Source organism: Chromohalobacter sp. (assembly GCF_039830575.1).
GTDB classification, from domain to species: Bacteria; Pseudomonadota; Gammaproteobacteria; order Pseudomonadales; family Halomonadaceae; genus Chromohalobacter; species Chromohalobacter israelensis.
Genome location: NZ_JBDOOX010000013.1, coordinates 172554 through 198117, shown reverse-complemented (window position 1 = coordinate 198117; position 25564 = coordinate 172554). Strand labels below are relative to the sequence as shown.

Here is a 25564-nt window from a genome sequence, read left to right as displayed (position 1 = left end):
CATCGTTCTTTCAACGAAAAACGATGTTTGCCTTGAAACCCGGGGCAAGACGCCGTATCTAATGGCCAACGAGAATCGACATACCCATTGTTGACTCACTGACTGAGGGAACCCACCGATGATGCGAATTCTGCTTTTCCTGGCGACCAACCTGGCCGTGGTGCTCGTGGCCAGTATTACGTTGCGACTGCTAGGCGTGGAACCCTACCTCAACGCCAACGGGCTCAACATGAACAGCCTGCTGATCTTCTGCTTCGTGATCGGCATGGCGGGCTCATTGGTGTCGCTGTTCATTTCCAAGTGGATGGCGAAGATGAGCACCAAGGCCAAGGTGATCGAACAGCCCGGCAACGCCACCGAGCGCTGGTTGCTCGACACCGTCGGCGAACTGGCGCGCGACGCAGGCATCAAGATGCCCGAGGTGGCGATCTTCCCCGCGCAACAGTCCAACGCCTTCGCCACGGGCTGGAACAAGAACGATGCCCTGGTCGCGGTTTCCGCCGGCCTGCTCGAACGCATGCGTCCCGAGGAAATCCGCGCGGTACTGGCGCACGAGATCGGCCACGTCGCCAACGGCGACATGGTCACCCTGGCGCTCATCCAGGGGGTTCTCAACACCTTCGTGATGTTCTTTGCGCGGATCGTGGCGCAACTGGTGGATAGCTTCCTGCGTCGCGACGACGAGGGCGGCGGCCTGGGCTTTTTCGGCTACATGGCGGTCGTGATCGTGGCGGAAATCGTCTTCGGCCTGGTGGCTTCGATGGTAGTGGCCTGGTTCTCGCGCTTCCGCGAATACCGCGCCGACGCCGCCGGTGCCAAGCTCGCCGGCAGCGGCGCGATGATCAATGCCCTGGCGCGCCTCAAGGCCGAGACGCAAATGCCCGATCAGATGCCGGATACGCTGACGGCCTTCGCCATCACCACCGGACAGACCCGCAAGCTGATGGAACGGCTGTTCGCCAGCCACCCGCCGCTGGACGACCGCATCCGTGCCCTCAAGGAAAGCGCCTATCGCGAATGATCGCGGCAGGCTGCTGCGCAACGCAAAACACCCACCGGCCTGGAATGTCATCAAAAGGTCGGTGGGTGTTTTCATCTCGGCACGCTGCATGACGTCAGGCGACATGCCACGTGCCGCTTGCTACTTGCCACGTGCTACTTGCTGGACAGCTTGACCTTGAAGCCAAAGCCTTCGAGGGCATCGCGCAGGCCGCCCTTGTTCTGCTTGAGCTCGACCCGCAAGGTGGAAAACTCGCGACGCAGCGGATACTCGGCACGGTAGGCGTCGAAGCCCGTTGCCATGCCCATGCGCCGCCGGTAGCGGTCGAATGCCAGCATGTCGCGGCGCACGTCGTAACAGGCCCGCGTGCATAGCGAGAGCGCTTCAAGCGGCGGCGCCCAGGGCGTCAGCACGATCTTGCGCAGCCAGGGGTCAGGCTTGAGCTGCCCCAGCTTCTTGCGTGCCGGCAGCCCGAACTGACGCATCGCCGCCTGATAGACCAGCTCGGTGCCGCGCATCTTGCCGTCGATGCTGTGCCCGGCGATATGCGGCGTGGCGATGTCCACGAGGTCGTAGAGCGCGGGGTCGATGCCGGGCTCGTTTTCCCACACGTCGAGCACCACCCGCAGGTCGTTGGCGCGCTGCAGCCGCTCGCGCAGGGCCTGGTTATCGACACAGGCGCCACGCCCGGCGTTGATCAGCACCGTGCCCGGCGCCAGGGCGTCGATGCGCGACGCGTCGAGCAGGTGCCGGGTCGCATGCTCGCCCTCCGTCACCAGCGGCGTATGCAGGCAGACGATCTCGGCCCGCTCGAGCAGCGCATCGAGCGACAGGAAATCCTCGCGCCCTTCCGCCTCGGCGCGTGGCGGATCGCACAGCAGGCATTCGACGTCGAGATCGTCGAGACGCTCCGCCAGGCGGCTGCCCACGTTGCCGACTCCGACGATGCCGATGGTCTTGCCGGCCAGATGGAAGCCATCCTCCTCGGCCAGCAGCAGCAGGCTCGAGAGCACGTAGTCGACCACCGAGTCGGCATTGCATCCCGGAGCATTGGCGAACCCGATGCCCGCCTCGCGCAGGTAATCGAGATCGACGTGATCGGTACCGATGGTGCAGGTGCCGACGAAGCGCACGCGGGAACCTTCCAGAAGCGCCGCATCCACGCGGGTGATCGAGCGCACGACCAGCAGGTCTTGCTCGCGTACCGCCGCCGCGTCGATATCGCGGCCGGGCAAGCGGGTGATGTCGCCCAGCTCTCCGAAGAATTCGTCCGCCAGGGGAATGTTTTCATCGACCAGGATGCGCATGACCTTCTCTTTTCTCCCTTGTCCAAGTCCGGCGGCCGGTTACAATACGCGCAAGGCGCCTCTTGGCCGGTCACGGCCGCCCCGATACAGGCATCCGGGGCCAGCTTGCCGGTATTCGATAGTAGGCCCGCGAAAGATACGTCACAAGCCCGTCATGAGGTGGTGACGCATCGTCATGTTTCATCGCCGTCATCACGGCGCCACCAGGAGTTCGCGTGATCGTCCGCTGGGAAAGTGAACACGACTACGTCCTCGTGCATGTCCATCAGGACATGTTCGGTGACTGGATATTCAGCCGCGCCTGGGGGCAGATCGGCACCCAGTTCGGCGGTCTCAAGCACCAGCTGGCCGACAGCTACGCCCAGGCCATGACATGGCTCGAGGACGTCGCGCATATCCAGACCTCGCGCGGCTTCGCCAAGGTCTTCGAGGCGAGCGACGACTCGAGCCCCGAAGCCCAGGAAGCCATGCGCCAGCTGTCGCTGCTCGACGGCGCCTGAGCGCCGCCGAACCACACGACCTCCCTGCTACCGGCACCGCTCAGCGGTGGCGAATCAGAAAGCAGTGATGCAGGTCCGGACGCCGCGAGAAGTCCGGGTCGAACGTGCGTGCCGAGATGTCCTCCACCGCGAAGCGTTCCCCGACGGCGGCATCGAGCACGAAGCGCCGCTGGTTGTTGGAAAACACCAGCGTGCCGCCCGGCGCCAGGCGCGCCATGGCCAGCTCGATGAGCCGTGCGTGGTCGCGCTGCACGTCGAGCACGGCGTCCATCTTCTTGGAATTGGAGAACGTCGGCGGATCCATGAAGATCAAGTCGAACTCGCTGCCCGCCGTTTCCAGCCACCGCAGGCAGTCGTCGCGCACGACGCGATGCCGGCTCGGATCGAGGCGGTTGAGGGCGAAGTTGTCGCGTGCCCAGGCCAGGTAGGTATTGGACAGGTCGACGCTGACGCTGTCGCTCGCGCCACCCAGGGCCGCCTGCACCGTGGCCGTGCCCGTGTAGCAGAACAGGTTGAGGAAGCGCTTGCCGTCGGCCATTTCGCGCAACCGCCGGCGCACCGGACGATGATCCAGGAACAGCCCGGTATCCAGGTAATCGCGCAGATTGACCCATAGCCGCGCCGGGCCTTCGCTGACCTCGAACCGCTCGCCGCTGGCATCCTGCTTGGCATACTGAGCCTTGCCCGCCTGCCGGGTGCGCTGCTTGTAATGCACGCTTTCCGGACGCACACCCAGGACCTGCGGAATGACTTCCAGAGCGTCGAGCAGGCGACGCTGTGCCTGGCGCGGGTCCACGGAGCGCGGTGGCGCATACTCCTGCACGTGGACACGGTCGCCGTAGACATCCACTGCCAGGGCGTATTCCGGCATGTCCGCGTCATAGAGCCGATAGCAGCGCTCGCCGGACTGCTTGAGCCATTTCTTCAACCGCTTGCGGTTCTTTTCCAGACGGTTGGCGAACATCTGGGCCCCGTCGTTGCGTGGGCCGGGGCGGGACGTCGCCCCACTTGCTCCCTGCGGCTCGTCGCCTTCCGAGGACGTCTCGCGCTCGGTACGCTGCGCCACGACCGGGATCAGCAGCAGCTTGCAGTCCAGTGGCCCGTTCTTGAACGCATACTGCTTTTCGGCACGCAGCCCCGTGCGATGCCCCAGGTCGGGGTTGCCGGTGAACAGCGCCAGCTGCCAGCCCTCGAACTCGGCACGCAGGCGCTCGCCCAGGGCGGCGTAGATGGGCACCACCTCGGGGAGCTCGCCCAGGCGTTCGCCGTACGGCGGGTTGGTGATGACCAGCCCCGGCCCGTCGACGCCTTCCGGCCGCGTGAGTTGCGCCACTTCGGCGCCCTGCAGATCGATCAGGGCGGGAATCCCCGCGCGCATGGCGTTGGCCTTGGCGGCGGCGATCGCCGGCGGGCTCTGATCGCGCCCGTACAGCTTCGACTTCACACGACGACGTCCGACGTTGGCGCGCGCCTGCGCTTCGCGCTGGAGCTCCCGCCACGCGTCGGGGTCGTGCCCCTCCCAGGCTTCGAAAGCGAAATAGTCGCGCGACAGTTGGGGGGCAATGTCCGCCGCCATCAGCGCCGCCTCGATGAGCAATGTCCCCGCGCCGCACAGCGGATCGACCAGGGGCTCGCCCCGCCGCGCCCGAGCGGGCCAGTCGGCGCGCATCAACAGGGCCGCGGCCAGATTTTCCTTGAGCGGTGCGTGGCCAGCGTCACGGCGGTAGCCACGCTGGTGCAGGCTGCCTCCGACCAGGTCGAGCCCCAGCAGCAGACGCCCACGATGCAGGTGTGCATAGATACGGGCATCGGGCGTCTTGAGATCGACGGCCGGCCGCTCGCGCCCGGCCGCGCGCATCGCATCGACGATGCCATCCTTGACGCTTTGCGCCCCGAAGCGGGTATGACGGATATGCTCGGATTGACCGTGAAAATCCACGGCCAGACTGCTCCCGGCGCGCAGGTGTGCGCCCCAGTCCACCCGTCGCGCCGCCTCGACCAGGGCCTCGGGACGTTCGATGCCCTGCTCGCGCAGAAGACATAGCACCACGCGATTCGCCAGGCGCGACCACAGGCAGATGCGATACGCCATCGCCGTATCGGCCTGAGCATGGACGCCCGCCACGGTGGTGCCGGTCACCTCCGCGCCGAAGTCCGCGAGTTCATCGGCCAGCAAGCCCTCGAGCCCACGCGGACAGGCGATGTAGAGCGTCAAGGGTTGGGATTGCACGTCGTTCATAAAGTCGTCATCCCGGCGCCACGCACCGGTCATATTCCTGTGGTTTACATGGAACGTTTGGCTTATGCCAAATCGCTGGTCGACAAATCCGCGCCAACGCGCTAAAGATTAGAAGTGTAGCTACTGAAAACGCATGCGTTTCGTGTCCGGACGTCCCGGTTCATGGCGGTGATGGGTCCCCCATTGTCGGCATGTACTGTCAGATCTCAACAATAGGTTCTTGAAAGAGGCCATCCGATGAAACGACAGAAACGTGATCGCTTCCAGCGTGCTTATGTTCACGGATACAAGGCTGGCATGACAGGGCGCTCTCGCGATGACTGCCCAAGCCAGGACATCAACCTCCGCGAATACTGGATGAGCGGTTGGCGTGAAGGTCGCGGGGACCAGTGGGCCGGCATGACGGGGATTTCCGGCATCCACAAGAACCCCATGGTACTGTGATGAAAGAACCCTCGGTGGCACCTGGCTCAACGCCCCATTGACAGGTCCACGACAAGGCCCGCGACGCGGGCCTTTTTAGTTGCCATGCGTTGACCGCCATGCGCGCTCCACCACCGGCTTCCACGACGCCTTGCCATCCCGCCGTCATGTCAATGCCCGCGCGCACTCCCCCACCAGCGACGGCCCACGGTAGATAAAGCCGGTATAAATCTGGACGAGATCCGCGCCCGCCTCGCGCTTGGCCTTCGCCGCATCACCGCTGTCGATACCGCCCACGCCGATGATCGGCAGCGTCGGCAGGTGTCGGCGCAACTCGCGAATCACCGCATTGGAAGGCTCGAATACCGGCCGCCCGGAAAGGCCGCCCGACTCCTCGGCATGTGCCAGCCCCTCGACCGCGTCGCGCGCAATCGTGGTATTGGTGGCGATGACCGCGTCCACTTCATGGTCAGCCAGCGAACGCGCCACCAGCGCCACTTCCTCGGCCTGCATGTCCGGCGCGATTTTCACGGCCAGCGGCACCGTCCGGCCGTGGCTCTCGTCGAGGCGGCGCTTTTCCTCGCGCAGCGTCCCCAGCAACGCATCCAGATGCTCGCCGAATTGCAGGTTGCGCAACCCCGGCGTGTTCGGCGACGACAGATTGACGGTGACGTAATGCGCGTGGGCATGCACCTTGCGCAGGCACGTCAGGTAATCGTCCACCGCGCGTTCCACCGGGGTATCCAGGTTCTTGCCGATGTTGATGCCGATGACGCCCGCGTACCGGCTCTTGCGCACGTTGTCGACGAGTCGGTCGACGCCGGCGTTGTTGAATCCCATGCGGTTGATGATCGCGCCGCGTTCCGGCACGCGAAACAGACGCGGCCTGGGATTGCCCGCTTGCGGACGCGGCGTCACCGTGCCCACTTCGACGAAGCCGAACCCCAGCGCACCCAGCGCATCGAGATGCTCGGCGTTCTTGTCGAGCCCTGCCGCCAGCCCCACACGATTGGGGAACGTCAGGCCCATGAGCGTCACCGGTGCCTCGACGCGTTCGCCGCCGAGCCATTTGGTCAGGCCGAGGCGATGTGCCCCCGACAGCGAAGCGAGTGCGAGACCGTGAGCGGTTTCGGGGTCGAGACGGAACAGTAGCGAGCGAGCCAGCGGGTACATGAGTCCTCGGGCGAAACGAAAAGCGGGAAACGGCGGGCGGCTAGTATAGCTCATGCGCATGCAAAAGCGCAGGGCCCGCCTCGCCATGCGGCGAGACGGGCCCTGCATCGACACTCGGGCGTCGCTTACGGCTGCGTGTCGAGCTGCTGCACACGCAACGTATAGTTGTTGACGCCACTCATCGCGGAGCCGAACTTCTGGCCCTTCACCCAGATGTGATAACGCCCGGGCTGCAGAGTGGTCTCGATATCGAAGTCGCCCTCGAAACCCTCGCCCGCATCGCTTGCGACGACATCACCGCTCTCGTCGAGAATACGTGCCTCGAGACGGTAGGTGCCTTCGTTGCCGGGGAAGGTCGAGCTGGTCACCGACACGGTGCCTGCCTCGGCGACATCGAAGCTGAGCACTTCACCGCGCTGACGAATCGCGATATCGGCCACGATTTCATCGAACGCCTGCGGCAGGTCCTCTTCGTCACCCGATTGCGCGGCAGCTCCATCATTATCGCTGCTTGCTGCGGCCCCCGATGACGCCGTGGCGCCGGCGGCCACATCGGAGGCTGCCTCGGTCGCTTCAGGGCGCGGCGCAGCGATGGTTGCCACGGCATCTTCGTCATCGACGAAGGCCGTAGTGCGACCATCCTTGCCGGGTCCGCCGAACATGATGCCGCCACCGTCGTCGACGCCGCTCTCATCGTTCGACAGCCGGTTGCCCTGGGCATCCAGACCACTGACGGTGACAACAAAGCTGTTGCCTCCCGTCTTTTTGGTGCCGAACTTCTGACCGGATACACGCAGCATGTAATCGCCAGGTTCCAGGCGCTGCTCCATGGTCAAGCCATCGTTCTGACCCAGCCCCGATTCCGAGGCAATTTCATTGCCCTGGGCGTCGAGCAGCGTCGCTTCGATACGATAGTCATCGGAGTCGCCCGGCAGGGTCGAGCTGCGGAATTGATAGCGCCCGGCCTTTTCGACGGTAAAAGGGTGCGTCTGCGTCCCACCGAAGAAAAAGCTCTGGCTGCGCGCGTCGGAACTCGACTGCAAGAAATCGGTAAGGTCGATCTTGGCCGCCGCTTCCTGAGCCTTCTGTTGCGCGGCGCTTTGCGCCATGGCCGTCTGCGCCGTTCCGGCCAGTCCCAAGGCCACAAGCATTGTGGTAATCACGCGATGATTCATGGGGCTTCTCTACTTGGCTTCGAACCTGAGTCGGGGCACAGCATATCAGAGACCTAAACGCCCATGCCTCTTTTGCAGGCTCGGCTGGGAGGAAAATTGTGCTGCCTTGTCGTCACGATGAGAGGCGATGCGCAAGCGACCGGCAAACGCCACGCCACGACGTCATGCCACCTTACCTGACGCTATCAGCCTCGCCAACGACGCCACCCCGAACATGGCGCTCGGGGTGGCGTGACCGGAGTCACCCCTCGCCGTTGCTCTCGGCGAGATCGACCAGCTCACGAATGGCCACGGCGAACAACGGGAAGCCGCCCTGAGAGCCCGAACGCACTTCGTCGAGCAGACCGCACCAGCGCTCGACCAGCCCGGCATGCCGCTCCAGCCACTGGTCGACGCGAGGCTCCACGTCACGCGGCGCGCCTTCCATCTTGAGCACACTGATGCTGAGCGCCAGTTGCTGGCGATCGAGGTCGTCGCGGAAGGTTTCGCGCGCCTGCGCCTGCCAGCTGTCGCGCACCTTCAGGGCATTGATCTGGCCGTTCATCCACGGCAGCTCCAGGCGATGACCGATCTCGTAGTAGACCTCGGCCACGCGCTGCACCTTCTCGTCGGTGGCCCGCGCCGCCTCGATGATGCCGAGACCGGCGTAGAGGCTGCCGGCCGCCGCGATAACGCTCGCCAGACGCTGGGGCACTCCGGCCTTTTCCAGCTCATCGCGGCGCGTATCCCACGTCTCGCGATCTTCGCCGCGCAGGCGCTTGCCGATGTTCTCCTGCAATTGCGTGACGCGCGGCGCGAAGTACTCGATGGCCTCCTGAATGCCCTGGCTGGTGCGGTGACGCAGGAACCAGCGCGTGGCCCGACGCAGCAAGCGCATCAGGTCCAGCATCATGCCGTACTGGACCTGGCTGTCGACCTGATAGTCGAGCGCCTCGATCTGCTCCCAGAGCCCTTCGAGATTGAAGCAGTCACGCGCGATGATGTAGGCACGCGCCACCTCGGCACGCGAGGCGCCCGTGGAATCGCGCAGACGCCGCACGAACGAGATGCCCATGTGATCGACCAGGTCGTTGGCGATCTGCGTGGCGGTGATCTCGCGCTTCAGGCGATGCTGATACATCTCGTCCGAGAAGCGCTCGACCAGCGTATGGGGAAAGGCGCGTGCCATGTGCCGCTGCACGTGCGGGTTGTCCGGCAGATCGGAGGCGATCAGATCGGTCTTCAGGGCACTCTTGGCATAGGAGATCAACACCGAGAGTTCGGGAAGCGTCAGCCCCTTGTCCGCATTGGCGCGCTCGATCAGCACCTCGTCGGAAGGCAGGAACTCCAGCTCGCGATCCAGGCCGCCCGCGGCTTCCAGTTCGTTGATGAAGCGGCGATACGGTCCCATGCCCTGCTGACTGAGAATTTCCGACAGCGAGAGCGCCTGGGTCTGACGATAGTTGTCGCGCAGCACCAGCTCCCCGACTTCCTCGGTCATCTCCGCCAGCATCTGGTTGCGCTGCTTGTCGGTCATGTCCCCGCGCTTGACGATGTCGTCGAGCAGGATCTTGATGTTGACCTCATGGTCGGAGCAATTGACCCCGCCGGCGTTGTCGATGAAGTCGGTGTTGACGCGCACGCCCTTCTCCGCCGCCTCCATGCGACCGCGCTGGGTCAGCCCCAGGTTGCCGCCTTCGCCGACCACGCGGCAGCGCAGCTCGCCGCCATCGACGCGCAGGGCGTCGTTGGCCTTGTCGCCGACATCGGCATGGGTCTCGTCGGCGGCCTTGACGTAGGTCCCGATGCCCCCGTTCCAGAGCAGGTCATAACGCGACACGAGAATCGCGCGAATCAGCTCGTTGGGTGACAGCTTGCCGGCCTCGATGTCGAAGGCCTTCTTCATCTCGGCCGTGATGGTGATCGACTTGGCATCACGCGAGAACACGCCCCCGCCCTTGGAGATCAAGGAGGTGTCGTAGTCTTCCCAGCTCGAGCGCGCCAGTTCGAACATCCGCTGACGCTCCTTGAACGACGCCGCCGGATCCGGGTCGGGATCGACGAAGATGTGCCGGTGGTTGAAGGCGGCCACGAGGCGAATCTTGTCGGACAGCAGCATGCCGTTGCCGAACACGTCCCCCGCCATGTCGCCGATCCCCACCACGCTGAAGGGCGTTTCCTGGGTATTGAGGCCCATTTCGCGGAAATGGCGCTTGACCGATTCCCACGCCCCCTTGGCGGTGATCCCCATCTTCTTGTGATCGTAGCCATGCTCGCCGCCGGAGGCGAAGGCATCGCCCAGCCAGTGGCCGTACTCCAGCGAGATGGCGTTGGCGATGTCCGAGAAGGTGGCGGTGCCCTTGTCGGCGGCCACCACCAGATAGGGGTCGTCATCGTCGTGACGCACGACGCGTTCGGGCGGTACCACGTCGCCGCCTTCCAGATTGTCGGTCACGTCCAGCAGGGCGCGAATGAAGATCTGGTAGCAGGCGATGCCTTCCTTCTGCACGACGTCGCGATCGGCGCCTTCGGGCATGCGCTTGCAGATGAAGCCGCCCTTGGCGCCCACCGGCACGATCACCGCGTTCTTGACCTGCTGCGCCTTGACCAGCCCCAGCACTTCGGTCCGGAAGTCCTCGTGGCGGTCGGACCAGCGCAGCCCGCCGCGCGCGACCTTGCCGCCACGCAGATGTACCCCTTCGACACGCGGCGAGTAGACGAAAATCTCGAACATCGGTCGCGGCTTGGGCATGTCCGGCACCCGCGTCGGCTCGAGCTTGAAGGCGATGTAGTCCTTGGGCTCGCCGTCTTCGCGCTGCTGATAGTAATTGGTCCGCAGCGTGGCCTGGATCAGCGCTACGTAACGGCGCAGCAGCAGGTCGTCATTGAGGCTGGCCACCTGATCGAGCAAACCCTCGATGCGGGCCACGCACTCGTCGACCTCGTCCTCGCTGGCGGTGTCGTCGGGGTCGAAGCGCAGTTCGAAGAGCGTCACCAGCTCGCGGGTGATCTCCGGATGGCTCGCCAGGGTGTTGGCGATGTAGTCCTGCGACAGCCCGAACCGCAACTGCTTGAGATAGCGGGCATAGGCACGCAGCACGGCGACCTCGCGCCAGGCCAGGTTGGCGCCGATGACCAGACGATTGAAGGCATCGCTCTCGGCATCGCCGGTCCAGATCCGCGTGAACGCTTCGATGAACACGTCACGCATTTCCTGCAGATTGACGACGCCGTCGCCACGATGCTCGAGCGTGAAATCGTGAATCCAGTAGGTCCGCTCGGGGCACTGGATATCGTAGGGACGCTCGCTGATCACCCTCAGCCCCAGGTTCTCGAGCACCGGCAGCACATCGGAGAGCGGGATGGGGTGGTCGGCGTGGAACAGCTTGAGGTTGACCCCGTCGATGTTCTCCTCGACCAGCCGGTACAGGCTGAGGCTGATCGGCGCCGGTGCATCCAGCTCGCTGAGATGATGGATATCGTAGACGGCGGTACGCGCGGAGAAGTCCTCGCGGTAGCTGCTGGGAAACGCCTCGCGATACTGCTGCATCAAGCGGTTCGCCTGCTCCTCGCCATAGCCTTCGACCATGGCCGACTGCAGATCGTCGCGCCAGCTCCGCGACAGGGCCGCAATCTTCTTCTCGAGCCGCCGCACGTCATATTCGGCCGGGCGCTCGCCGTTGAAGCGCAGAATGAACTGAATGCGCGCCAGCACCGACTCGGAAAGGTAGGTGTTGAAATCGCCGAACGTGGCGTCGAGCTCCTCACAGAGCATGTTCTGGATGCGCACGCGCAGTTCGGTGGAAAACACGTCGCGTGGCACGAATGCCAGGCACGAATAGAACTGACCGAAGCGGTCCTCGCGAATGAACAGTCGAACCTTGCGCCGTTCACGGATGTTGAGGATCCCGAAGACGGTACGCGCCAGCTCGTCGGTGTCGATCTGGAACAGGTCGTCGCGCGGATAGACCTCGAGGATCTGCGTCAGCTGCTTGCCGTTGTGACCCTTGGGATTGACGCCCGCCGCCTTGATGACGGCTTCGATCTTCTTGCGCAGCACCGGCACATTGCGCGGCGACTCGTTGTAGACCGTCGAGGTGTAAAGCCCCAGAAAGCGCCGCTCGCCGACCACGCGGCCCTCTTCGTCATAACGATCGATGGAGATGTAATCCGGGTAGGCGGGGCGATGCACGCGCGCGTGGTAGGCGCTCTTGGCGAAGGACAACAGCTCCGGCACCAGCACGTACTGATCGTCCTCGATGCCCTCGTCGGTCGTGATCCGCTCGCGATAACGCGGCTGATCGAGCTTGAAGACGCCCAGCTCGCTCTTGGGGATCTGACGCAGGCGATCCTGGCCGTCTTCCTGCACCACCTCGTATTCGTCGTAGCCCAGGAAGGTGAAATGATCGTCGAGCAACCATTCCAGGAAGGCGATGGCTTCCTTGTGATCGTCGGCCTTGATCTGCTTGGGACGCTTGGCCTTGAGTTCCTTGATTGCCTGACGCACCTGGTCGCGCATGGGGTCGAAGTCCTCGACCGCCGCGCGCACGTCGCGCAGCACTTCCTCGAGACCCTCGTGCAGGTCATCCAGGGTCGCCGCATCCGAGTGGCGGTCGACTTCGACCAGGATGATCGATTCGCGTGCCGACGGTGCATCCTTGGCCTCGGTCGAGGTGACACGCTTGAGGTGATGCTTGGCATCACGCTCCACCGCCAGCACGGCGTTGTGAATCGCGTGCACCGTCAGGCCGCGCCGGTTGAGTTCGATGCGCACCGAGTCGACCAGAAACGGCATGTCCTCGTGGAGCACGGCCACCACGGTGTGCGGCGATTGCCAGCCGTGTTCCTCGAAGTCGGCGTTGAACACGCGCACCTTGGCATCGCGGGGATCATGCGTCTGCATGAAATGCCATGCCGACAACGTGGCACCGTAGATATCGTCGAGGCCGCGCTCCGCGGCTTCCTCGAAGGGCGCCGAGGCATACAGATCCTCGGCGAACGCGGCGATCCGCTGCACTTTGTCCTGCGGCAGACGCTTGGCCAGTTGTTCCTTGAGCTGGGCGAGAAAGTCTTCCTTGCCCTCGATCGCGACGTGTTGCATCAAGCACCTCGGCTACGACCGGCCGCGTGTCGCGGCCAGTGAATGATCCTTCGGCGATGCATGCCTCTCCCGCACGCATCGCCACGGTGATACGAGCTTACTCCTGTCGCGCCCTCGACCCCACCGATGTGACGCTCCCTCATGGCGTATGCCGGTTGTGCATGGGGTCTCACGCGCGCGCTGCCGGCGCCCGGCGCTCCAGCAACACGCCGCATTCGCAATGATCGGTGTACGGAAACTGATCGAACAATGCGAAACGGGTCACGACATGCGTGGCACTCAATTGCTCGAGATTCGCCTCGAGCGTATCCGGGTTACAGGAAATATAGACGATGCGCTCATAGACCTTGAGCTGCTCGCAGCTGTGCGCATCGAGTCCGGCCCGCGGCGGGTCCACCAAGGCCGTGGTGAAGGTGTGCTCGTCGAGCGCCAGCGCCGCCACCCGCCGCCCGGTCTTCTCGCCGGCCAGGGCGGCGCTGAATTCCTCGGCGGACATGCGCGCCACCACGGCATTGGCCACGGCGTTGGCTTCGAGATTGACGTTGGCCGACGCCACCGAGGTCCGGGAGATTTCGGTGGCCACCACGCGCCGGAAGTTCTCGGCCAGGGCCACCGTGAAATTGCCGTTGCCGCAGTAGAATTCCACCAGGTCGCCCTCGCGGCTCTCGCGGGTCACGTCCCGCGCCCAGCCTAGCATCGACTGGCAAATCGCGGCATTGGGCTGGGTAAAACTGTTTTCCACCTGCTGATAGACGAACTCGCGCCCCTCGACCTGCAGGCGCTCCCAGACATGGTCACGATCGAGCACCAGGCGCTGCTTGCGTGCCCGGCCGATGATCGATACGCCCAGCGTCGTCTGCAGCGCGCGTGCCTCTTGTTCCCACGCCGCGTCGAGCTGGCGGTGATAGATCAAGGTCACGAGCGCCTCGCCGCTCAAGGTGGTCAAGAACTCCACCTGGAACAGCTTGCGCCGCAGCACGTCGCTGGCCAGCAGGGCCTCGCGCAACGCCGGCATGAGGGCGTTGATACGCTCGCTGGCCACAGGATAGTCGTCGAGGCGGATCACCTCCTTGCGCTTGGGGTCGCTCGGGTCGACCTCGAACATGGCATAGAACAGGTCATCGCCTTCATGCCACAGCCGAAACTCGCAGCGCTGACGGTAATGGCTCGGCGGCGAGGGAAAGACCTCCAGCGCCGGCGGTGAAAAGCGCGCGAATTGCGCCGTGACACGCTCGCGCTTGGCGTCGAGCTGGGCCTCGTAACGTTCGGGTTCGACGACGGGTACGGCCACGAAAACTCCTTTCAACGAAAACTCGCGGTCTCGCCCACGGCGATACCGCCTCATGAATATCAGCGGATCAAGCTCTGTCCGAGAAAACGTCGGGCAGCGACAAGGCACGCGGCGCGCTGAAACCGTATTCCGCCAGAGCCCGCGCCAGCCCCGGCCGGTAAGGCGCACTGGCCCAGCTCTCGCCCGCGCCGGGCATGTTGCACGGAGCGGGCGTCACCACCTGCGCCACACGCCGCGCGATGGCGTCGCCGGAGTCTATCCAGCGCACGTCACGCGGTGCCTGGGCCGCCAGCGTCTCGCGCAGCAGCGGGAAATGCGTGCACCCCAGCACCACGGTATCGAGGTCCGGCGCTTCCCATAAGGGCGCCAGGCTCGCGGCGATGACCGCCTCGTCGGGCGCACGCCCGGCCAGCACCCGCTCGGCCTGCGCCACCAGCGGATCGGCGGCCAGCCGGATGACCGTGCAATGCGTGGCGAACTCGCCGATCAGGCGCTGCGTATAAGGACGCGATACCGTCGCCGAGGTCGCCAGCAGCCCGAACACGCCACTGCGCGAGAGCTGGGCGGCAGGCTTGATCGCCGGCACGGTGCCGATCACCGGGACCGTCAGGCTCTCGCGCAGCGCCTGCAGCGCCAAGGTGCTGGCCGTGTTGCAGGCCACCACCAGCGCGCACGCGCCGCTGGCCGCCACCGCCGCGCGGCACGCCGCCACGATGCGCGCGACCAGCCAGGCATCGGGCTTGGTCCCGTACGGCAAGGCCGCATTGTCGCAGACATAGGCCAGCGCCGCGCCGGGCAGGCGCGCCCGCAAGGCCCCCACCACCGACAGCCCGCCGACGCCGGAGTCGAAGATCAGGATCGGCGCCGTCATGCGCGATCCTCCGCAAAGTGTGCCAGCAAGGTGTCCACCAGCGCCCGCAAACGTGCGGGGATGAATTCACGCTCGGCATACAGCAGGTGCACGCTGATCGGTGCCACGCTGAAGCCATCGAGAACGCGCACCAGGCGTCCGGCCTCGACTTCCGGTTCGCCCAGGAACGCCGGTTTGTAGACCAGGCCCATGCCGCGTATCGCGGCTTCGGTCAGGGCGCGACCGTTGTTGCAGGCCATGACCGGGCGAATGCGGACCCGATACGGCGCGCCCTCGACCTGGAAGTGCCAGTACTGCCCTTCGCGGGCCAGGCTGTAGTGCAGGCAACGATGCCCGCGCAGGTCGGCGGGATGCGTCGGGGTCCCGTGACGCGCCAGGTACGACGGCGCGGCATACACGTGGCGCGGCATGTCCATCAGCGGGCGCGCGATCAGGCTGGAGTCCTCCAGCTCGCCGATGCGCACCACCAGATCGAAATCCTCGGCCACCGGATCGACGCGCCGATCCTCGAGCACGACGTCGAGCATCACCGCGGGATGACGACACTCGAAGGCCTGCAGGGCCGGGATCAGCGCGCGCACCCCGAAATCCAGCGGTGCGGAGAGACGCAGCTTGCCGCGCACCTCGCCACGCTGCTCGCCGAGGCCCGTTTCCAGCTCCTGCAATTCGTCGAGCAGGCGGCTGGCGCCGTTGAGATAGCGCTCGCCCTCGGCGGTCAGCTGCAAGCGCCGCGTGGTACGCGTCAACAGCCGCACCCCCAGGCTGGCTTCCAGCTTGGCGATCTGCTTGCTGACCATGGCGTTGGAGAGTTCCAGCTTGCGCGCGCCACCGGCGAAGCTCCCCGCGTCGACCACGGCACGAAAGATGTGCATCGCCTGCAGGCGGTCCATACGGCTCCCTCGTATCGACGTCTCGTAACGACGGTTCTTGACGATTGTTCTTGGCGACTGTTCTTGACGACTTTTCGTAACGACTGTTCTGGACGAACGTGCTCGAAAACGTCTGCGCGCATTCTACCTGACCCGCCGGCCGGATGAGACGGTTCGGCTTGCCTCCGGGAGAGATACTGTTTATTTTTACAGTATCGACCATTTCGTTCGCGAGGCCCTGCCATGCCCATGACACCGATCGCGCCCGCGGCCGCGCCGACGCCAGCCTCGAGCGAGGCGCTGTCGCGCGGGGCCAGTGGCTTTCCTTCCCCCGCCGACGACTACCGCGAGGCCCCGCTGGACTTGCATCGTCATCTGGTGCGGCGTCCCGCGTCGACGTTCTTCATGCACCTGGAAGGCGATGCCCATCGCCACGCCGGCCTGCATCACGGCGATCTACTGGTCATCGACCGCGCGATCTCCCCGCGCCCCGGTCATTGGCTGGTCGCGGTGATCGACGGCGAACTCAGCGTGCTGCGCCTCGAGCGCCGTCAGTCGCGGCTGTACCTCGCACCGTCGCAGCCGCGCCTGGCGGCGCTGCCGTTCGATCCCGACGACGCTCGCCTGTGGGGCGTCATCTGCTATGTCATTCACGCACTGCCCGCCGAGGGCGAGGAATAGGCGCTCGTTCATGTTCGCGCTGATCGACTGCAACAACTTCTATGCCGCCTGCGAGCGCCTGTTCGAGCCGCGCCTGGAAGGCGTTCCCCTGGGTGTGCTGTCCAACAACGACGGCTGCGTCATCGCGCGCTCCGAGGAGTTCAAGGCGCTCGATATCCCGATGGGCATCCCGACCCACAAGATCGCCCCGCATCTACGCCGGCGCATCGTGCTGAAATCCTCCAACTACACGCTCTATGGCGACCTCTCGGCACGCGTGCAGCAGGTACTGGCACAGCAGGTTCCCACGCTGGAGCCCTACTCCATCGACGAATGCTTCCTGGATCTGCGCGGCATGCGCGAGGACTGGCACGCCCTCGGCGCGACCCTGGTGCGCAGCGTGCAACGCCAGGTCGGCCTGCCGGTGTCCATCGGCATCGCGCCGACGCGCACCCTGGCCAAGCTCGCCAATCGCCAGGCCAAGACACAGCCGACACGCCCTCAGGTATGCGTGTGGCAAAGCGCCGACGCACCCGAACTGGCAGCCCACCTGGCCCGGTTGTCGCCCCGCGAGGTCTGGGGCGTGGGCGAGCGCCTCAACGCACGCCTGGCCGGCATGGGCATCGTGACCGCCGCCGCCCTGCGCGAGACGCCGGACAGCGTATTGCGGCGGCGCTTCAGCGTGGTACTGGCGCGCACCGCCGCCGAACTCAACGGCCAGGCCTGCCTGTCGATGGGCGACCTGGAAACGCCACGCCGCAGCATCCTCTGTTCGCGCTCGTTCGGTCAGCCACTGCGCGACCGCGCCTCCCTGGCCGGCGCCTTGCGCCATCATTGCCAGCGCGCCGGCGAAAAGCTGCGGCGCGATGCCATGCAAGCCTCGGCCATCGGCGTATACATGCGTACCAACCCGCATCATGCCGGAAGTTTCCACCAGGCCTGCGAATGGGCGGCGCTGCCCTTTCCCAGCGCCGATACCCAGCAACTCAACCGCGCGGCACAACGCCTGCTCGCACGGCTCTGGCAGCCTGCGGCCTATCAAAAACTGGGGGTGATGCTCACCGAGCTGACGCCCCGTCGGCAGAGCCAGACGACGCTCTTCGACGGCGCCGAGCCGGCACGGCAGGAGGCGCTGATGCATGCCTGGGATACCATTCGCGCCCGTTACGGCCGCCAGGCGCTGACCCTGGGTCCGCAGCCCGCCGACGCCCCCTGGCAGATGAACAGCGCCTACCGTTCGGCCTGCTATACCACGCGCTGGGACGAGCTGCCTCGGGCACGCGCCAGGTGACAGGCTCTCATTGCATCAAGGAGCCATCTGCCTGTTCGTCGAGCCGAAACCCCTGAAGACCGATGTCATCCTCCAGCGCCAGCAGGTAGTGGCGCAGGGCGCGGCGGGTGGCCTGTTCACGCAGGCTGTGCCGGACCCGCTCGGCGACCGCGTCGTAGGGCAGCGCCCGCCCCTCCTCGCGGGCGTCGAGGCTCACCAGGTGCCAGCCGTAGCGGGAGGCCAGCGGCCGTGCATGGAGCCCGGTCGCCAGGTGCTGCAGGGCACGATCCAGCTCGGGCACCGTCTGGCCGGGCGCCAGCCAGCCCAGCTCGCCGCCCTGGTCCTTCGAGGGGCAGGCGGAATGGCGCTGGGCGAACTCGGTGAAGCGCTCGGGGCATTCGCTCAATTGCGTGATAAGCGTCTCACCCAGACGGTAACCGGTATCACGGGCCTCGGCATCGTCCGGCGCCGCCGCCAGCAGGATATGCCGCACCCTGAGACGGGTGGGTTCGCTGAAGCGCTCGGCGTGGGCGGCGTGGAAGCGGCGGCAGTCGGCCTCGGAGGGCTCGGGGACTTCCAGCTCGCGCTCCAGCAGCGCGGCAATGGAGGCCTCGATATTCGACTCGCCTTCCACCGCCAGTCCCAACTGCCCGGCACGCTGACGCAGCAGCTCGCGCACCGCCAGGGCACGGGCCGCCTTGTACCGAGCATCGCCGGCGCTCTCCGCCGGGTGATATTGCGTTTCCCGGGCGATGGCGGCCTCATCGATGGAGATCTCGCCGACCCGCACGGGGGCGAGACTGGCGCGCCCCGGAATCTGCTCGATAGCAATCTTCTGCATGGCTTAATCCTTGAAGTTCTTCTCAACCGTTCCGACGATCGGGAGCGTTTCCGTTGGCAAGGCCCGCTTCAGCCGCGCTTGCGGACGACCTGATAACGCCGTCCGAGATACCCCAGTGGTGCACTCCAGACATGCACCAGGCGAGTGAAGGGGAAGACCAGAATGATGGTCAGTCCCACCAGGATGTGCAGTTTGTAGATCCCCCCGACCTCGGCGAGATGCTCGGCGGCGCCTCCCTTGAAGAACACGATCGACTGCGCCCAATCCGCCAGCAGCAGCATCACGCCGCCGTCGAGATGGTGCATGGCGAAGGGAATGGTCAAGAGCCCCAGGCTAACCTGCACCATCAACAGCGCCAGGATGAAGATGTCGGCACGGCTCGACGAAGCGCGCACACGCGGATTGGTCAGACGACGGTGAAGCAGGATCATGCCTCCCGCCAGGCACATCACCCCGGCGATGCCGCCGACCAGAATGGCGAGAACCTGTTTGTGTCCGGCCGAGATGAAGGGCGCGTAAACCCAATGCGGAGTCAGCAGGCCGACCAGGTGACCGACAAGGATGACGAGTATGCCGATATGGAACAGGTTGCTGCCCAGACGCATTCGCTTTCGGTCCAGCAGTTGGCTGGAACCGGCCTTCCAGGTGTATTGGCCGTGATCGAAGCGCAGCAGACTGCCGATCAGGAAGACGGTGCCCGCCACATAGGGATAGAGGCCAAACAACAGTTCGTTGAGATAATTCATGGCGAATCTCCTCGTGCCTGACGGGCGACAGGATCCAGGACCCTCACCGCTTCGCTTTGCGTCATCTTCTTGCGCTCGTTGAGTCTGCGTCCCTCTGCGGACTGCAGGGCGCAGTCCCGGTCGGACTCGGCGGAGAAGCGCACTGCCTCTTCCTCCCAGACCGCATCCAGGGCGTCGGCGGTATGGTCCGGTGCTTCCCCCTTCGCTGTGTCGCGGTGGGACGCGACATCCTCCTCCGCCCCGATCAGCGCCAGCAGTGCCAGGGGCACCAAGGCATGATCGGCATCGCGCTCCTCGAGGCGGGCGGCGAGCAAGGCCAGAATATGGCGGATCTCGCCCAGCCAGCGGCCAATGTCGGCCTCCGGCCGGGTCGAGAGATACTCCAGGAACAGCGGCAGGTAATCCGGCAGCTCGCGGGCATCGAGTTCGAAACCGGCGGTGCGGTACTCGGCCAGCAGGTCGACCATGGCCTGGCCGCGATCTCGGGATTCGCCGTGGACGTGCTCGAAGAGCAGCAGCGAGGTGTTGCGTCCACGATCGAACAACGCCACATACTCGGCCTGCAGATCCATGAGATCGGCATTCATCAGTCGCCGGCACCATTCCACCAGGGCCGTACGGTGCGATGCCGATAATCGGCGCTCGGCATCGAGCACCTCGATCATCTCGTCGGCCGCGGCCTGGAGCGCTTCGCAGGGATAATCCAGCAGCCGTGCCAGCACGCGCAGGCTACGCATGCCACCGAGCGACGCCATATCGGGAACGGTATCAGCCATGACGGGCCTCCTCGGCTTGCGGATCATAGGTTTCCACCGGTCGAACCAGGGTGGTGGTCTGCTTGCGGCCTCCGAACAGGCTGGCGTCGTTGTCACCACCGTGGCAGCCGTTGCCGAAGCTGAAGCCGCAGCCGCCGCGCTCGGGGAAGGCATCGACGGCCATCTCGCGGTGGCTGGTGGGGATCACGAAGCGATCCTCATAGTTGGCGATGGCCAGATAGCGATACATGTCTTCTACCTGAGCTTCGCTCAGCTCGACCTCGTCCAGCACGGAGGTATCCACCTGGCCTTCCACATGCTTGCCGCGCATGTAAATCCGCATCGCCATCAGACGCTTGAGCGCCAGCACCACAGGGGCCTCCTCGCCGGCGGTCAGCAGGTTGGCCAGATACTTCACCGGGATGCGCAGCGACTCGACCTTCGGCAGCACGCCGTCGTACTCGACCTGGCCGGCCTCGGCGGCAGACTGGATCGGCGACAGCGGCGGCACGTACCAGACCATCGGCAGGGTGCGATACTCCGGGTGCAGCGGCAGCGCCAGGCCCCATTCCATGGCCAGCTTGTAGACCGGGCTCTGCTGGGCGGCGGTGATCACGCTGTCGGCGATGCCGTCCTTGCGAGCCTGGGCGATCACCTCGGGATCGTGGGGATCGAGAAAGATCTCGCGCTGGCGATGGTAGAGATCCTGCTCGTCGGGCGAGCTTGCCACTTCCTCGATGCGGTCGGCGTCATAGAGCAACACCCCCAGGTAGCGGATACGGCCCACGCAGGTCTCGGAGCAGATGGTCGGCTGACCGGCCTCGATGCGCGGGTAGCAGAAGATGCACTTCTCGGACTTGCCGCTCTTCCAGTTGTAGTAGATCTTCTTGTACGGGCAGCCGGAGATGCACATCCGCCAGCCGCGGCACTTGTCCTGGTCGATCAGCACGATGCCGTCTTCCTCGCGCTTGTAGATCGCCCCGCTCGGACAGGACGCCACGCAGGTCGGGTTCAGGCAATGCTCGCAGAGCCGCGGTAGGTACATCATGAAGGTGTTCTCGAACTGGCCGTAGATATCGGCCTGCACCTGCTCGAAGTTGGCGTCACGACGGCGCTTGGCGAACTCGGTACCGAGAATCTCTTCCCAGTTGGGTCCCCACTCGATCTTGTTCATGCGCTGGCCGGAGATCAGCGAACGCGGCCGGGCCGTGGGCTGATGTTCACCCTGCCTGGCAGTATGCAAATGCTCATAATCGAAGGTGAATGGCTCGTAGTAGTCGTCGATCTCGGGCAAGTCGGGGTTGGCGAAGATATTCGCCAGCACCCGCCACTTGCCGCCGATACGCGGCTCGATATGGCCATCCTTGCGGCGCAGCCAGCCGCCCTTCCATCTGTGCTGGTTCTCCCACTCCTTGGGATAACCGATGCCGGGCTTGGTCTCGACGTTGTTGAACCAGGCGTACTCGACGCCCTCGCGACTGGTCCAGACGTTCTTGCAGGTGACCGAGCAGGTATGGCAGCCGATGCACTTGTCGAGGTTGAGGACCATGCCGACCTGGGAGCGAATCTTCATTTCACGGCCTCCTGCTCGTAGTCGTTGCCTTCGCCATCCAGCCAGTCGATCTTCTTCATCTTGCGCACGATGACGAACTCGTCGCGGTTGGAGCCGACGGTGCCGTAGTAGTTGAAGCTGTAGGAGAGCTGGGCATAGCCACCGATCATGTGGGTCGGTTTGGGGCATACGCGCGTCACCGAGTTGTGAATGCCGCCCCGCGTGCCGGTGATTTCGGAACCCGGCATGTTCAGGATCCGTTCCTGGGCGTGGTACATCATTGCCATGCCGTTCTTGACCCGCTGACTGACCACTGCGCGGGCCGCGATGGCACCATTGGCGTTGTAGAGCTCGATCCAGTCGTTGTCCTCGACGCCGATGGAGCCGGCATCATCCTCGGAGAGCCAGACGATGGGGCCGCCCCTTGAGAGGGTCTGCATCAGCAGGTTGTCCGAGTAGGTCGAGTGGATGCCCCACTTCTGGTGCGGCGTGATCCAGTTCAGGGCAATCTCCGGATTGCCGTTGCTCTTGCTCACGGCGCCATCGGGCCCGGCCACGCTCACCGCCGCCTTGGTGTCGATGGGCGGGCGATAGACCAGCAGGCTTTCGCCGAAGGCACGCATCCAGGGGTGGTCCTGGTAGAACTGCTGGCGGCCGCTGACGGTGCGCCACGGAATCATTTCGTGGACGTTGGTATAACCGGCGTTGTAGGAAACGTGCTCATCCTCGAGACCGGACCAGGTCGGGCTGGAGATGATCTTGCGTGGCTGCGCGACGATGTCGCGGAAGCGAACCTTCTCCTCCTTCTTGGGATGCGCCAGGTGGGTGTGGTCACGCCCGGTGATCCGGGAGAGCGCCGCCCAGGCCTTCACCGCCACCTGGCCGTTGGTCTCTGGCGCCAGCGTCAGGATCATTTCGGCGGCATCCACGGCACTCTCGATCCGTGGACGTCCCTTGTGCGGACCGTCCAGCTTGCGATGATTGAGCTTGCCGAGAAGCTCCACCTCCTGCTCGGTGTTCCAGCCGATGCCCTTGCCGCCGTTGCCGATGCTCTCGAGCAGCGGTCCCACGGAAGTGAAGCGCTCGTAGGTCTCGGGGTAATGACGCTTGACCTCGATCAGCGCCGGCATGGTCTTGCCGGGCACTGGCTCACACTCGCCTTTCTTCCAGTCCTTCACCTCCACTTGAGCCAGTTCGGCGGGAGAGTCGTGCTGATGCGGCAGAGTGACCAGGTCGGTCTCCTCCCCCAGGTGTCCGACGCAGACTTTCGAGAAGGCCTTGGCGATGCCCTTGAAGATTTCCCAGTCACTGCGCGATTCCCAGGCCGGGTCGGTGGCTGCGGTCAGCGGATGGATGAAGGGATGCATGTCGGAGGTATTGAGATCGTCCTTCTCGTACCAGGTCGCCGTGGGCAGCACGATGTCCGAGTAGAGGCAGGTGGTCGACATGCGAAAGTCCAGGGTCACCAGCAGGTCGAGCTTGCCCTCGGGCGCTTCGGCATGCCACTTGACCTCTTCGGGCTTCTGGCCGTCTGCATCGCCCAGGTCCTTGCCCTGGATACCGTGGCGGGTCCCCAGCAGATACTTGAGCATGTACTCGTGCCCCTTGCCGGAGCTGCCCAGCAGGTTGGAGCGCCAGATGAACAGGTTGCGCGGGAAGTTCTGGGGGTTATCCGGGTCCTCCGCCGCGAAGGCGAGCTTGCCGCGCTTCAGCTGGTCCACGGTGTAGTCGGCGGTATGCATGCCCGCTTCGGCAGCGGACCGGGCCAGGCGCAGCGGATTGGTCCCCAACTGGGGCGCAGAGGGCAGCCAGCCCATGCGCTCTGAGCGCACGTTGAAGTCGATCAGGCTGCCGGAGTAGTCGGCCGGATTGGCCAGCGGCGAGAGGATCTCCTTGATCTGGAGTTTCTCGTAGCGCCACTGGGAAGAGTGACTGTAGAAAAAAGACGTGGAATTCATGTGTCGCGGCGGCCGCTGCCAGTCGAGGCCGAAGGCCAGCGGCAGCCAGCCGGTCTGCGGACGCAGCTTCTCCTGCCCCACGTAGTGTGACCAGCCACCGCCGCTCTGGCCGATGCAGCCGCACATGACCAGCATGTTGATCAAGCCGCGGTAATTCATGTCCATGTGGTACCAGTGATTCATGCCGGCACCGACGATGATCATGCTGCGCCCCCGGGTCTTGTCGGCATTGGCGGCGAACTCCCGGGCGATGCGCAGGCACTGCTCGGCGGGCACGCCGGTGATCTTCTCCTGCCAGGCCGGGGTATAGGGCTTGAGCTGGTCGAAGGCAGTGGCACCATCGTCTTCTCCAAAGCCACGGTCGATGCCGTAGTTGGCGCACATCAGGTCGAACACGGTGACCGCGAGGACCTCGCTGCCGTCGGCCCTGGTCAGGCGCTTGGCGGGCAGGCTGTGGAACAGCAGCTCGTCACTGGCGCCCCCGCTTTTCACGTGCTCGAAGTGCTCATGGGCGATACCGCCAAAGTAGGGGAAGGCGACCTTCGCCACCTCGTCATGGGCTTCGGCCAGGGTCAGCAGCGGCTTGATCTCGGCGCCGTCGGCGTCCAGCGGCTCGAGGTTCCACTTGCCCTGATTGCCTTCTGCCTCGCCCCAGCGGAAGCCGATGGAACCGCGTGGCACGACGAGCCGGTCGCGCGTCTCGTCCCAGGCGACGGTCTTCCACTCGGGGTTGTTGCCCTGGCCCAGGCTCGCCTCGAAGTCGCTGGCGCGCATCTGGCGGCCCGGCGCGTAGCTGCCGTCTTCGCGGGCCTCGAGCTCGACCAGGAAGGGCATGTCGCTGTAGCGCCGCACGTAGTCGGTAAAATAGGCGCTGGGCCTGTCGAGGTGGAACTCCTTGAGAATGACGTGCCCCATGGCCATGGCCAGGGCGGCATCGGTGCCCTGCTTGGCGGAGAGCCACTCGTCGGTGAGCTTGGCCACCTCGGCATAATCCGGCGTGATGGCGACAGTCTTGGTGCCCTTGTAGCGCACTTCGGTAAAGAAGTGGGCGTCGGGGGTACGGGTCTGCGGGACGTTGGAACCCCAGGCGATGATGTAGCCGGCGTTGTACCAATCGGCGGACTCGGGTACGTCGGTCTGCTCGCCCCAGGTCATCGGCGAGGCCGGCGGCAGGTCGCAGTACCAGTCGTAGAAGCTCATGCAGACACCGCCGATCAGCGACAGATAGCGGCTGCCCGCCGCGTAGCTGACCATGGACATCGCCGGAATCGGCGAGAAGCCGATGATGCGGTCCGGTCCATACTGTTTGGCGGTGTAGACATTGGAGGCGGCGACCAGCTCGTTGAGCTCGTCCCAGTCGGCGCGCACGAAGCCGCCCATGCCGCGGGCGCTCTTGTACTGCCTGGCTTTGGCCGGATCTTCGACGATGGAGGCCCAGGCTTCCACCGGATCGCCCTTGGCTTCCAAGGCCTCCCGCCACAGCTTGAGCAGAGGCTTGCGCACCAGCGGGTGCTTGAGCCGGTTGGCGCTGTAGATATACCAGGAGTAGCTGGCCCCGCGCGGGCAGCCACGTGGCTCATGATTGGGCAGGTCCGGACGGGTACGCGGATAGTCGGTCTGCTGGGTTTCCCAGGTGACCAGGCCATTCTTGACATAGATCTTCCAACTGCACGATCCGGTGCAGTTCACGCCATGAGTGGAGCGTACGACCTTGTCGTGCTGCCAGCGCTGCCGGTATCCGTTCTCCCACTCGCGGTTCTCATCGCGCGTTTCACCGTGCCCGCCTGCGAAAGGCTCGGGCCGACGTTTCAGATACGCCAGGCGGTCCAGGAAATGGCTCATGGGGCATCTCTC

18 protein-coding genes are annotated in these 25564 nt (G+C 65.0%); 5 read left to right on the top strand and 13 right to left on the bottom strand.

Translation table 11 applies throughout. The features are described from left to right. Positions 1-118 precede the first annotated feature (118 nt). Positions 119-1021, top strand: a complete 903-nt coding sequence (htpX, locus tag ABGX75_RS13370) for a protease HtpX (protein ID WP_011506648.1) — start codon at positions 119-121, stop codon at positions 1019-1021. Between the two features lie 134 nt (positions 1022-1155). Here htpX and pdxB read toward each other — a convergent pair whose 3' ends face one another. Then, positions 1156-2307, bottom strand: coding sequence for a 4-phosphoerythronate dehydrogenase PdxB (pdxB, locus tag ABGX75_RS13365; protein ID WP_011506647.1), 1152 nt, complete (start codon positions 2305-2307; stop codon positions 1156-1158). A gap of 215 nt (positions 2308-2522) precedes the next feature. On the opposite strand from pdxB, the gene ABGX75_RS13360 reads away from it, so the two are divergent. Continuing rightward, positions 2523-2807, top strand: a complete 285-nt coding sequence (locus ABGX75_RS13360; RefSeq protein WP_011506646.1) for a WGR domain-containing protein — start codon at positions 2523-2525, stop codon at positions 2805-2807. 40 nt (positions 2808-2847) lie between these two features. On the opposite strand, the gene rlmKL is transcribed toward ABGX75_RS13360, so the two are convergent. Further along, positions 2848-5046 carry a bifunctional 23S rRNA (guanine(2069)-N(7))-methyltransferase RlmK/23S rRNA (guanine(2445)-N(2))-methyltransferase RlmL gene (gene rlmKL / locus ABGX75_RS13355; RefSeq protein WP_035410246.1) on the bottom strand — a complete coding sequence of 733 codons (2199 nt, stop codon included), beginning with the start codon at positions 5044-5046 and terminating at the stop codon, positions 2848-2850. 237 nt (positions 5047-5283) lie between these two features. On the opposite strand from rlmKL, the gene rmf reads away from it, so the two are divergent. Beyond that, positions 5284-5490: a ribosome modulation factor gene (rmf, locus tag ABGX75_RS13350; protein WP_035410249.1), complete on the top strand. Its 207-nt coding sequence runs from the start codon at positions 5284-5286 to the stop codon at positions 5488-5490. Between the two features lie 144 nt (positions 5491-5634). Here the strand turns inward: rmf and ABGX75_RS13345 are convergent, their stop codons facing one another. The 6 genes from ABGX75_RS13345 to ABGX75_RS13320 form a co-directional block, all read right to left on the bottom strand. Further along, a complete protein-coding gene (locus ABGX75_RS13345; RefSeq protein ID WP_179152139.1) occupies positions 5635-6642 on the bottom strand; it encodes a quinone-dependent dihydroorotate dehydrogenase in 1008 nt (335 codons plus the stop codon). 125 nt (positions 6643-6767) lie between these two features. Then, a complete protein-coding gene (locus ABGX75_RS13340; protein WP_035410255.1) occupies positions 6768-7817 on the bottom strand; it encodes a hypothetical protein in 1050 nt (349 codons plus the stop codon). 241 nt (positions 7818-8058) lie between these two features. Next, complete coding sequence (locus ABGX75_RS13335; RefSeq protein WP_011506641.1) at positions 8059-12897, bottom strand: NAD-glutamate dehydrogenase; 4839 nt, start codon at positions 12895-12897, stop codon at positions 8059-8061. Between the two features lie 169 nt (positions 12898-13066). Next, positions 13067-14188, bottom strand: a complete 1122-nt coding sequence (trmA, locus tag ABGX75_RS13330) for a tRNA (uridine(54)-C5)-methyltransferase TrmA (RefSeq protein WP_043558109.1) — start codon at positions 14186-14188, stop codon at positions 13067-13069. A gap of 67 nt (positions 14189-14255) precedes the next feature. Next, positions 14256-15059 (bottom strand): glutamate racemase, encoded by an 804-nt coding sequence (gene murI / locus ABGX75_RS13325; RefSeq protein WP_347410502.1) that lies wholly within the window; start codon positions 15057-15059, stop codon positions 14256-14258. Beyond that, positions 15056-15949: a LysR family transcriptional regulator gene (locus ABGX75_RS13320; protein ID WP_128690427.1), complete on the bottom strand. Its 894-nt coding sequence runs from the start codon at positions 15947-15949 to the stop codon at positions 15056-15058. Before ABGX75_RS13320 ends, murI begins: the two co-directional genes overlap by 4 nt. Before the next feature lie 222 nt (positions 15950-16171). Between ABGX75_RS13320 and ABGX75_RS13315 the strand changes: the two genes are divergently transcribed. Both ABGX75_RS13315 and ABGX75_RS13310 read left to right on the top strand, forming a co-directional pair. After that, on the top strand, positions 16172-16609 hold the full coding sequence (locus ABGX75_RS13315) for a phage repressor protein (protein WP_011506637.1): 438 nt from the start codon (positions 16172-16174) through the stop codon (positions 16607-16609). A gap of 10 nt (positions 16610-16619) precedes the next feature. Then, complete coding sequence (locus tag ABGX75_RS13310; protein ID WP_164915627.1) at positions 16620-17879, top strand: Y-family DNA polymerase; 1260 nt, start codon at positions 16620-16622, stop codon at positions 17877-17879. 7 nt (positions 17880-17886) lie between these two features. On the opposite strand, the gene ABGX75_RS13305 is transcribed toward ABGX75_RS13310, so the two are convergent. From ABGX75_RS13305 to ABGX75_RS13285, 5 genes are all read right to left on the bottom strand, one after another. Next, on the bottom strand, positions 17887-18699 hold the full coding sequence (locus ABGX75_RS13305) for a peptidylprolyl isomerase (protein ID WP_179152144.1): 813 nt from the start codon (positions 18697-18699) through the stop codon (positions 17887-17889). A gap of 68 nt (positions 18700-18767) precedes the next feature. Next, positions 18768-19445: a respiratory nitrate reductase subunit gamma gene (narI, locus tag ABGX75_RS13300; protein WP_011506634.1), complete on the bottom strand. Its 678-nt coding sequence runs from the start codon at positions 19443-19445 to the stop codon at positions 18768-18770. Beyond that, positions 19442-20221, bottom strand: coding sequence for a nitrate reductase molybdenum cofactor assembly chaperone (narJ, locus tag ABGX75_RS13295; protein ID WP_110061277.1), 780 nt, complete (start codon positions 20219-20221; stop codon positions 19442-19444). The genes narI and narJ overlap by 4 nt, the downstream gene beginning before the upstream one ends. Further along, positions 20214-21773, bottom strand: a complete 1560-nt coding sequence (gene narH, locus ABGX75_RS13290) for a nitrate reductase subunit beta (protein ID WP_347410503.1) — start codon at positions 21771-21773, stop codon at positions 20214-20216. Before narH ends, narJ begins: the two co-directional genes overlap by 8 nt. Continuing rightward, entirely contained in the window at positions 21770-25552 is a 3783-nt protein-coding gene (locus ABGX75_RS13285) for a nitrate reductase subunit alpha (protein ID WP_110061278.1), read from the bottom strand. The genes narH and ABGX75_RS13285 overlap by 4 nt, the downstream gene beginning before the upstream one ends. Positions 25553-25564: the final 12 nt, after the last annotated feature.

Bases quoted from the DNA above. Each gene is read 5' to 3' on its own strand.
- ABGX75_RS13340 (WP_035410255.1), bottom strand. From the start codon at position 7,817: ATGAATCATCGCGTGATTACCACAATGCTTGTGGCCTTGGGACTGGCC.
- htpX (WP_011506648.1), top strand. From the start codon at position 119: ATGATGCGAATTCTGCTTTTCCTGGCGACCAACCTGGCCGTGGTGCTC.
- ABGX75_RS13315 (WP_011506637.1), top strand. From the start codon at position 16,172: ATGCCCATGACACCGATCGCGCCCGCGGCCGCGCCGACGCCAGCCTCG.
- ABGX75_RS13335 (WP_011506641.1), bottom strand. From the start codon at position 12,897: ATGCAACACGTCGCGATCGAGGGCAAGGAAGACTTTCTCGCCCAGCTC.
- rmf (WP_035410249.1), top strand. From the start codon at position 5,284: ATGAAACGACAGAAACGTGATCGCTTCCAGCGTGCTTATGTTCACGGA.
- rlmKL (WP_035410246.1), bottom strand. From the start codon at position 5,046: ATGAACGACGTGCAATCCCAACCCTTGACGCTCTACATCGCCTGTCCG.
- pdxB (WP_011506647.1), bottom strand. From the start codon at position 2,307: ATGCGCATCCTGGTCGATGAAAACATTCCCCTGGCGGACGAATTCTTC.
- ABGX75_RS13305 (WP_179152144.1), bottom strand. From the start codon at position 18,699: ATGCAGAAGATTGCTATCGAGCAGATTCCGGGGCGCGCCAGTCTCGCC.
- narJ (WP_110061277.1), bottom strand. From the start codon at position 20,221: ATGGCTGATACCGTTCCCGATATGGCGTCGCTCGGTGGCATGCGTAGC.
- murI (WP_347410502.1), bottom strand. From the start codon at position 15,059: ATGACGGCGCCGATCCTGATCTTCGACTCCGGCGTCGGCGGGCTGTCG.
- ABGX75_RS13345 (WP_179152139.1), bottom strand. From the start codon at position 6,642: ATGTACCCGCTGGCTCGCTCGCTACTGTTCCGTCTCGACCCCGAAACC.
- ABGX75_RS13310 (WP_164915627.1), top strand. From the start codon at position 16,620: ATGTTCGCGCTGATCGACTGCAACAACTTCTATGCCGCCTGCGAGCGC.
- ABGX75_RS13285 (WP_110061278.1), bottom strand. From the start codon at position 25,552: ATGAGCCATTTCCTGGACCGCCTGGCGTATCTGAAACGTCGGCCCGAG.
- narH (WP_347410503.1), bottom strand. From the start codon at position 21,773: ATGAAGATTCGCTCCCAGGTCGGCATGGTCCTCAACCTCGACAAGTGC.
- narI (WP_011506634.1), bottom strand. From the start codon at position 19,445: ATGAATTATCTCAACGAACTGTTGTTTGGCCTCTATCCCTATGTGGCG.
- ABGX75_RS13320 (WP_128690427.1), bottom strand. From the start codon at position 15,949: ATGGACCGCCTGCAGGCGATGCACATCTTTCGTGCCGTGGTCGACGCG.